Annotated in this window: 1 pseudogene; it reads right to left on the bottom strand. The window is 71.1% G+C overall.

What is annotated here, in order from left to right:
- Positions 1-168: pseudogene (locus tag SxD43FB_RS24095) on the bottom strand (SufD family Fe-S cluster assembly protein); the annotation flags it as partial.
- Positions 169-422 lie beyond the last annotated feature (254 nt).

Below are 422 nucleotides of genomic sequence, written 5' to 3'. Positions count from 1 at the left end.
GAACTCGCCCACCGAATCATCGCCCTGCAGGATGCAGGAGGGGTACTTCCAGGTGATGGCCGAGCCCGTCTCCACCTGCGTCCAGGAGATCTTGGAGCGCGCGCCGCGGCAGGCGCCGCGCTTGGTGACAAAGTTGTAGATGCCGCCCCGGCCCTCGGCATCGCCCGGGTCGGCGCCGTCCTCGCTGCGTTCCACCAGGTCGCCGGGCAGGTGGAAGTCGAGGATCTGGCGGCGGCCATCCGGCGTCGTGGTCCAGGAGAAGGCCCAGCCGGCATAGAGGGTGAAGACGGAATCGCGGATCGCCTCATTGGCGCGCACCAGCCGCACGGCGGAGCGCACCCGCGCGATCTCGCCCACACGCGCCTGCGGCACCACCCGGAACAGGGCGAAGGGCCTCACGGCACAGGCCGCGCAGGAGCCGG

Source organism: Sphingobium sp. D43FB (genome assembly GCF_002312805.1).
In the GTDB taxonomy this organism is placed as follows: domain Bacteria; phylum Pseudomonadota; class Alphaproteobacteria; order Sphingomonadales; family Sphingomonadaceae; genus Sphingobium.
The sequence above is the reverse complement of the archived record's forward strand: the minus strand, read 5'-3'. Positions and strand labels throughout refer to the sequence as shown.